We start from the raw sequence: 8,100 nt of genomic DNA, 5'->3' as shown, positions 1-8,100 counted from the left end.
GGGGGGCCGCGACGAGGCGGCGGGGTGGTCGGCGGGCCGCTCGACCCGGCGGGTGTCGGCGGGCGGGGTCCGCGTCGGGTCCCCGTCGACGGCACCGGCGTCGGCCGCGCGGGCGTCGACCGCGGGGCGATCGGCGGTGGCGCCGCGGAGGGCGGCCAGGCGCTCCCGCCGGCCGGCAGGACCGTCGGGCGGCGTGGCGGATGGTGCGTCGGATGTGAACGGCGCTCCGGGCGCGTCCGGGACGAGCCCGGAGACGTCGAGCGAGGGCTCGCCCACGGGCAGCTCGTCGATCGACTTCGGGACCGGCCGGCCCTCGCGCTGGGCGCGTCGCTGCTCGCGCTCGAGGCGCGCGCGCTGGCGGTCGTCCTCCGACCGTGCGCCGCCACCGCGCCGCCCCCGCGGACTCAACGCTCCGTCCCGTCCGTCGTCGGCATCGCGGGAACGCTAGTCGAGCGGCCCGACGCATGCGCGACCGTTCGGCGGAAGGGCCGCTGGGAACTGCGTACGCCATCGACTGCGGATGCCGTCCAAGGCCGCGCACGAGGCCCCGGGGCCGCCGCTCAGGCCGTCGCCCGGACGATCGCCAGCGCGCCCGACTGGGTCTGCGTCACGGTCGCGAAGCCGGCGGCGTCCAGCCACGCGGCCAGGTCGTCCGGCGTGCCCACCAGGCCGAAGACGCCCAGACCACGCAGGAGCCGGACGGCGTCGTCGTGGCGTCGCCCGGCGCCGCGTACGACGGTCGTCAGGCGCAGCTCGCCGCCGGGTCGCAGCACGCGGCGGAACTCCGCGAGCGCCGCGGCCGGCGCGGCGAAGCAGTGCAGGCCGGTGAGGCTCAGGACGACGTCGAACGCGCCGTCCAGGAACTGCGGGTCGGCGGCGTCGGCCGGCGTGAAGCGGACACCGGTGAGGCCCCGCCGGTCGGCGCGCTCACGGGCGCGGTCGAGCATCTCCGGTGAGAGGTCCGCCGCGACGTAGTCGAGGGCGTGGCCTGGCTCCAGGGCGTTGAACGCGAGCCCACCGCCCGTCGGCAGGTCGAGGATCCGCGTCCCCGCCGGGAGCGCGGCGACGCCGCGCAGCTCGTCCTCGATCACCGAGAACGGGAACCCCCACAGCGCGCGGGCGCCGAGCCACGCGGTCGCTCGGTGCTGGACGGCGGTGTCGTAGAGGGCGGCGACGATCCGGTCGCCGCTCCACGTGTCGTGGACGGTGCGCACGCCACGACGGTACCCGGCGTGGCGCCGACCGACGCGGTCCCGGGTCCCATCCGATGCCCCGAGGGGCCGCGCCGGCGCACACCGGTTCGGCTCGCCCGCGGCGGTGAGCTGGTCGTCGTTCCCTCGCTCCGGGCGAGGCGATGTCGACCACCCCCACCCGCGCGCACCGGGCCGCGGGACCTGGTCGTCGTTCCCTCGCTCCGGGCGAGGCGATGTCGACCACCCCCACCCGCGCGCACCGGGCCGCAGGAGCCGGTCGTCGTTCCCTCGCTCCCGGCGAGGCGATGTCGACCACTCGGCACCGCGAGGCCCGACCCCGTCGGACGACGAGACCGATCCGCCCACGGACCCGGTCAGAGCCGCCGCAGCCACTCCTCGAGGAGCACGGCGGCGGCGCGGGAGTCCTCGTCCGCGTCGCCGCCGACCGCCTGGGCCATGCGGGTCGTGAAGCGCTCGTCGTAGAGCTCGACGCGGATGTCCGGGCCGACGTGCTCCTGGAGCGCGGCGGCGAAGGCGCGAGCCTCGCGGGTCTGGTCGGTGTCGTGGCCCTGCAGCCCCACCGGGAGGCCGACGACGATGCGCTCGACCTCCTTCTCGGCGATCAGGCGCAGAAGCTCGCGCCGGCCCTTGCGGGCCCCGACGCGCAGCACCGCCGGCAGCGGCGTGGCGATCGTGCCCGACGGGTCGCTGAGCGCGACGCCGGTGCGCGCGGACCCGTGGTCGAGCGCCATCACGCGCATGATGCAGACCTCCGGCCGGCCAGCGCCCGTAGCGTCACGGACGCATCGCGTTCACCCACCGTGATCGGTCGGTCGTGCCGGAGGACGGCCGCCGTCACCGACCCTCCGGGCTCCTCGTCCGGTCTCCCCGCCCCGGTCGGGCGGAGGTGCCGGAGGACCACCAGTGTCATCCGGAGCACGTTCCGGCGGCGCGCGTCAGGCCCCGAGGACGGCGGCGATGGCGTCGTGCGCGGCGCGCAGGGCGTCGTCGGTCTTCGCCGGGTCCTTGCCGCCGGCCTGCGCCATCGTCGGCTTGCCGCCGCCCCCGCCGCCCACGACCGCCGCGGCGGCCTTGACGACGTCGCCGGCCTTCACGCCGCGCTCGACGACCTCGGGGCCGACCGCGACGATCAGCGCGACCTTGTCCTCCGACGGCGCGGCGAGCACGACGACGCCGGGGGCGCCGAGCTTGCCCTTCACCCGGTCGGCGATCGCCGGGAGGTCCTTCGGGGAGACGCCCTCGACGCGCGCGACGACGACCGGGACGGCGGCGCCGCCGCCGACGCCGGTGCCCAGCTCGATCGCCTCGGCGGCCAGCGCGCCCTCGTCGACCGCGGGCAGGGCCTTGGTCGCGCCCTGCTTGGCATCGTCGCGGAGCTTGGCGATCCGCTCGACGACCTGGTTGGCCGGGACCTTCGCGGCCTCGCTGATCTCGTCCAGCACGGCGTCGCGCTCGCGCAGGAAGTCGACGGCGACGGGGCCGGTGATGGCCTCGATGCGCCGGACGTTCGCGGAGCTCGAGGTCTCCGTCGTGATCTTGAAGACGCCGATCTCCGCGGTGTTGCGCACGTGCGTGCCGCCGCAGAGCTCGCGGCTGAACTCGCCGTCGCCGACCTCGACCATCCGCACGACGTCGCCGTACTTCTCGCCGAACAGGGCCTGCGCGCCCATCGCACGGGCCTCGTCGAGCGTCGTCGTGATCGCGCGGACGCGGTCGGCCGCGAGGACGCGCTCGTTGACGCGGTCCTCGACCCACCGGACGTCCTCCGGCGTGAGCTTGCCGGGGTGGCTGAAGTCGAAGCGCAGCTTGTCCGGTCGCACCGCCGAGCCGGCCTGGTGGACGTGGTCGCCCAGGCGCTCGCGGAGCGCGGCGTGCAGCAGGTGCGTCGCGGTGTGGTTGCACTCGGTGGCGTGCCGGGCTCTGCGGTCGACGCGGGCGATCACGGCCTGGCCGGAGGCGAACGCCACGTCGGCGGTCAGGCGGCCGTCGCCGACGCCGTCGGCCGGCGTGACGAGGATCGCCTGGTCGTCGCCGGCGCGGACGAGCCCGACGACCGTCGCGGCCTCGGTGCCGTCCTCCAGCACGATCGTGCCGCCGTCGGAGACCTGGCCGCCGCCCTCGGGGTAGAACGGCGACTCGGCGAGCTTCAGGTAGGTCTTGCCGTCCCGCTCGAGGATGCCCGCGACGGTCGTGTGCTGCTCGAGCGTCCCGTAGCCGGTGAACTCCGTGGGCTCCGGGGCCACGAGCGTCGCGATCGAGCCGGCGGATGCACCGCCGTGGTCGCCGCGGCGCGAGCCGGCCTTCGAGCGCTCGCGCTGCTCGGCCATCAGGCGGTCGAACTCGTCCTGGCCGTCCCAGGAGACGTCGCGCTCGGCGGCGAGCTCGACGGTCATCTCGACCGGGAAGCCGAAGGTGTCGTGGAGCTTGAACGCGTCCTCGCCCGAGACGGCGCCCTTCGCGAGCAGCTCCTCCAGCAGCGCGGTGCCCGACGTCAGGGTGCGGCCGAAGCCCTGCTCCTCGGCGGTGACCCAGGTGCGGATCTCCTCGCGGCGCTCGACGAGCTCGGGGTAGGCGGCGCCCATGACCTCGACCACCGCGTCGAGGTACTTGCCGAGGAACTCGCCCTCGATGCCGATGCGGCGGCCCTGGACGACCGCGCGGCGCATCAGGCGGCGCAGGACGTAGCCGCGGTCCTCGTTGGACGGCACGACGCCGTCGGAGATCAGGAAGGTCATCCCGCGGGTGTGGTCGGCGAGGATGCGTAGCGCGCGGTCCACGGCCTCGTCGCCGGACTCGTACGTCTTGCCCGAGAGCTCCTCGCCCAGCGCGATCAGCGGCACGAACTGGTCGGTCTCGAAGATCGTCTCCTTCCCCTGCAGGAGCATCGCCATCCGGTTCAGGCCCATGCCCGTGTCGATGGAGTTCGCCGGCAGCGGCTTCAGCGTCGAGGTGCCGTCGTCGTGCGTCGTCTGCTCGTACTGCATGAGCACGAGGTTCCAGAACTCCATGAAGCGGTCGGACTCGTCCTCGCCCGGCTTCGTCGACGGGCCGTAGTCCGGGCCGCGGTCGAGGTAGAGCTCGGTGCACGGGCCGCAGGGGCCGTTCGGGCCGGCCTGCCAGAAGTTGTCCTCGCGGCCGAGCTCGACGATCCGCTCGCGCGGGACGCCGACCTGCAGCCAGAAGTCGATCGACTCCTGGTCGACGCCGAGGCCGAGCGCCTCGTCGCCGCCGAAGACCGTGACGAAGACCTTCTCGGGGTCGAACCCGAAGCCCTTCGTCGTGAGCTCCCACGCGTAGGCGATCGCCTCGCGCTTGAAGTAGTCGCCGATCGAGAAGTTGCCGAGCATCTCGAAGCACGTCAGGTGGCGCGCCGTGACGCCGACGTTGTCGATGTCCGGGGTGCGGAAGCACTTCTGGCAGCTCGTCAGCCGCTTCGACGGCGGCGTGTCGGCCCCGAGGAAGTACGGCTTCAGCGGGTGCATGCCGGCCGTGGTCAGCATCACCGACGGGTCGTGCTGTGCCGGGACGAGCGATGCGGAGGGCAGGCGGCGGCTTCCCTGGGCCTCGAAGAAGGCCAGGAAGGTCTCGCGGATCTCGTCGCTCGTGACGGGACGGGTCGTGCTCACAGGGGGATTGTCGCGAAACCGGGCATCGGTGCGCTGTTCCGCCGCCCCGATCACCGATCCGGCCCTTGACTTCGAGCGCGCTTCAACCCTCAGCATGGACACCGTCCACGACCGAGAGGCACCCCGATGACCACCACCGTCACCCCCAGCGCCCGGATCTTCTCCGCGGCCACCGCCTGGCCCGGCGTCACCCTGACCGGCCCCGGCGAGCGCGGCGAGATGTCGCTGATGCTCGGCCGGCGCGAGGTCGGCCACCTGCACGGCGACCGCGTCGCGCACTTCGCCCTCGGCATGGACCTCGGCCGGCGGCTGCGCGACGAGGGCCATGTCGTCGCCCACCCGGTGACCGACAAGCCGACCCTCGGCGCCCGGCGGATCGACCGGCCCGGCGACGTCGAGGACGTGCTCGAGATCCTGGGTCTGAACTACGACCGGATCGTCGCGCGGTACGGGCTGCCGGAGGGCGCCGTGGCCGCGTGAGCGCTCAGAACCGCCGGTAGGCCTGCGGCTCGACGACGAACCCGTGGCCGCTGCGGTTGCGACAGCGCAGGCCCTGGCTCTCCAGCGTGCAGACGATCCCCTTCGCGCTGTGCCCGGGGCGCCAGACGTCGCCGACCGCGAGCTTGCGGCGCTTGGTGCTGTAGCCGGGGAAGTCGCCGCGCTCGCCGCGTCGCACCTTGCCGGTGACCCGGAGCGCGAGGTACCCGTCGACCTCCTTCGCCGGCACCGCCGCCGACGAGCACTCGATGCCCTTGCCGTACCGCACGGCGATGCAGCTGACCTGGCCCTGGCCGTAGGCATAGACGTTGTCGGCCCGCAGCGTCTTGGCGTCCGCGACCGCCGGGGTCGCGAGCAGCGCGACGGCCAGGAGGGCCGGCACCGCGCGACGGGCGAGCGGGCGCCGTGGGTCGGCGGGGACGCGGAGGACGGGGTCGGCGAGGCGGTGCATACGGTGCATCCTCCCCCGTGCGGCGGCGGCCGTCCACGCTCGGCTTCGACGACGCACCGCGGGTCGGTCGGGTGCCGCGCGTGACGGTGCGGCCCGCGCGGCGCGGTCGTTCACCGCCGTCCGCTCTTCAGCCGCTCTTCGAAGCTTCACAGGAAGCTCCCAGGCGATCCGCGTACGCTCCCCGCCATGGCCCAGGTCCTCGTCGTCGATGACGAACCCGCACTCGTCACCGCGCTGGAGCGGGCCCTGCGGCTCGACGGACACGACGTCGCCGTCGCCGTCGACGGGCAGTTCGCGCTCGACCGGCTCGCCGGCAGCACGCCGGACCTCGTCGTCCTCGACGTGATGATGCCGCGCGTCGACGGCCTCGAGGTCTGCCGCCGGCTGCGCGCCGCCGGCGACCGCACGCCGGTCCTGATGCTGACCGCGCGGGACGGCATCGACGACCGCGTCGACGGCCTCGACGCCGGGGCCGACGACTACCTCTCCAAGCCGTTCGCGCTGCGCGAGCTGCGCGCGCGGGTCCGGGCGCTCCTGCGCCGCGCGGAGGCCCCGGACGACGACGAGGGCCGCGAGGCCGTCGCGTTCGCCGACCTGCGGCTCGACCCGATCACGCGCGAGGTCTGGCGCGGGGACCGGGCGATCGAGCTGACCCGCACCGAGTTCTCGCTGCTCGAGCTGTTCCTGCACCACCCGCGCGTCGTGCTCAGCCGCACGCAGCTGTTCGAGCACGTGTGGGGCTACGACCTCGGCGCGACCTCCAACGCGCTGGGCGTCTACATCGGGTACCTGCGGCGCAAGACCGAGGAGGGCGGCGAGCCGCGGCTGCTGCACACGGTGCGCGGCGTCGGGTACGCCCTCCGGGAGGCCTAGCGGGTGCCGCTGCGCCGCCGGCTGTCGCTGACGGTCGCGGTCGTCGCCCTCCTCGTCGTCGTCGCCGCCGGCGCGGCCGCGTGGCTGACGACCCGGTCCGTCCTGCGCGGGAACGTCGACGACTCGCTGCGCGCGCAGGCACGCTTCGCCACCCGCGTCCCACGGTTCCGGGTGCCCGGCGGCGTCGCCTCGCCGACGGGCAGCGGGCTGGAGGGCGTGCTGCGCGTGCCGGGCCCGCCGCCCGGCCAGGGCGGCCCGTCCGAGTATCAGCAGTTCCTCACGGGCGACGGCCAGATCATCCGCCGCACCGAGGACGACGTCCAGCTGCCCGTCCAGGGCGCCGACCGCGTCGTCGTCGCCGGGGGCGGTTCCACGAGCCCCCGCGACGTCGAGGTCGGCGGGGCGCACCTGCGCATGGTCACCGTCCCGGTCAGCGTCGAGAACCGGCTCCTCTACCGCAGCCGCCTGGGCGTCGACGTCGCCGCCGTCCAGTTCGCGCGCTCGATGACCGGCGTCGACAGCGCCCTGCGCACCCTCTGGATCGTGTTGCTGGCGCTCGGCGTCGTGATCGTCGCGACGGCCGCGCTGCTCGCCCGCGCGACCGCGCGCCGCGTCCTGCGGCCCGTGACCGATCTGGCGGCCGCCGCCGCGCACGTCGAGGCCACCGCCGACCTCGGCGGGCGCCTGCCGGTGCGCTCGCAGGACGAGGTCGGGGAGCTCACGCGCCGCTTCAACGGGATGCTCACGCGACTGCAGGGCTCGCGCGAGGAGCTCGACCGCTCGATGGTCGAGCAGCGCAACCTCGTCGCCGACGCGTCGCACGAGCTGCGCACGCCGGTGACGAGCCTGCGGACCAACGCCGAGGTGCTGCTCGAGGACGACGCGTCGCTGAGCCCCGAGGAGCGTCGCGGCATCCTGTCGGACGTCCGCGACCAGGCGGAGGACCTCGGGCTGCTCGTGGCCGACCTGATCGAGCTCGCCCGCGGCGACGCCCCCGACCGCGGTGCCGACGAGCCGGTCGCCCTCGACGCGCTGGTCGAGGAGTGCGTCGGACGCGCCCGCCGCGACCACCGCGGCGTCACCTTCGCGACGACGCTCCAGCCGGTCGTCGTCGCGGGTCGGCCGGACCGCCTCGCCCGCGCGGTCTCCAACCTCGTCAACAACGCGGCGCTGCACGGCGCCGACGGGTCCGGGGCGGTCGAGGTGCTCGTCTCCGCGGAGGCGGGCGACCCGGCGCCGGTCGGCGAGCAGCGGGTCAGTAGGGCTCGGCCGGAGGCTACGCGGACGGACGACGTCGACGGTGCGGACGGGCAGGCGGCCGTCGGGCGGGCGCGCGAGGGTCGATCGGCCGAGGGACGTCCTCCCGACGCCCCGCCCAGCGGGGCGCCGCTGCGGCCGGCTCGGGCTGGAGTGGGGTCCTGTGGCCAAGGGCTCGGCC

The 8,100-nt window shown here is 75.0% G+C and carries 7 protein-coding genes and 1 pseudogene; 3 read left to right on the top strand and 5 right to left on the bottom strand.

The window, feature by feature from the left end:
- The 4 genes and pseudogenes from AB0L40_RS24985 to alaS all read right to left on the bottom strand — a co-directional run.
- Nucleotides 1–408: pseudogene (locus AB0L40_RS24985) on the bottom strand (hypothetical protein); the annotation flags it as partial.
- Between the two features lie 152 nt (nt 409–560).
- Complete coding sequence (locus AB0L40_RS24980; protein WP_364361051.1) at nt 561–1,214, bottom strand: class I SAM-dependent methyltransferase; 654 nt, start codon at nt 1,212–1,214, stop codon at nt 561–563.
- Nucleotides 1,215–1,567: 353 nt separating this feature from the next.
- Complete coding sequence (gene ruvX, locus AB0L40_RS24975; RefSeq protein ID WP_364361049.1) at nt 1,568–1,945, bottom strand: Holliday junction resolvase RuvX; 378 nt, start codon at nt 1,943–1,945, stop codon at nt 1,568–1,570.
- Between the two features lie 204 nt (nt 1,946–2,149).
- Nucleotides 2,150–4,840, bottom strand: coding sequence for an alanine--tRNA ligase (gene alaS, locus AB0L40_RS24970; RefSeq protein WP_364361047.1), 2,691 nt, complete (start codon nt 4,838–4,840; stop codon nt 2,150–2,152).
- 126 nt (nt 4,841–4,966) lie between these two features.
- Between alaS and AB0L40_RS24965 the strand changes: the two genes are divergently transcribed.
- Nucleotides 4,967–5,320 carry a luciferase family protein gene (locus AB0L40_RS24965; protein WP_364361045.1) on the top strand — a complete coding sequence of 118 codons (354 nt, stop codon included), beginning with the start codon at nt 4,967–4,969 and terminating at the stop codon, nt 5,318–5,320.
- 4 nt (nt 5,321–5,324) lie between these two features.
- Here the strand turns inward: AB0L40_RS24965 and AB0L40_RS24960 are convergent, their stop codons facing one another.
- Nucleotides 5,325–5,789 carry a hypothetical protein gene (locus AB0L40_RS24960; protein ID WP_364361043.1) on the bottom strand — a complete coding sequence of 155 codons (465 nt, stop codon included), beginning with the start codon at nt 5,787–5,789 and terminating at the stop codon, nt 5,325–5,327.
- A 186-nt stretch (nt 5,790–5,975) separates the two neighbouring features.
- Here AB0L40_RS24960 and AB0L40_RS24955 point away from each other — a divergent pair, with 186 nt between their 5' ends.
- Complete coding sequence (locus tag AB0L40_RS24955; RefSeq protein WP_364361041.1) at nt 5,976–6,662, top strand: response regulator transcription factor; 687 nt, start codon at nt 5,976–5,978, stop codon at nt 6,660–6,662.
- A 3-nt stretch (nt 6,663–6,665) separates the two neighbouring features.
- Nucleotides 6,666–8,100 (top strand): HAMP domain-containing sensor histidine kinase (locus AB0L40_RS24950; RefSeq protein WP_364361039.1); only part of this gene is annotated, 1,435 nt, incomplete at its 3' end.

Origin of the sequence: Patulibacter sp. NPDC049589, assembly GCF_040675535.1 — a bacterium.
Lineage (GTDB): Bacteria > Actinomycetota > Thermoleophilia > Solirubrobacterales > Solirubrobacteraceae > Patulibacter.
This window is presented reverse-complemented; position numbering and strand designations above follow the sequence as displayed.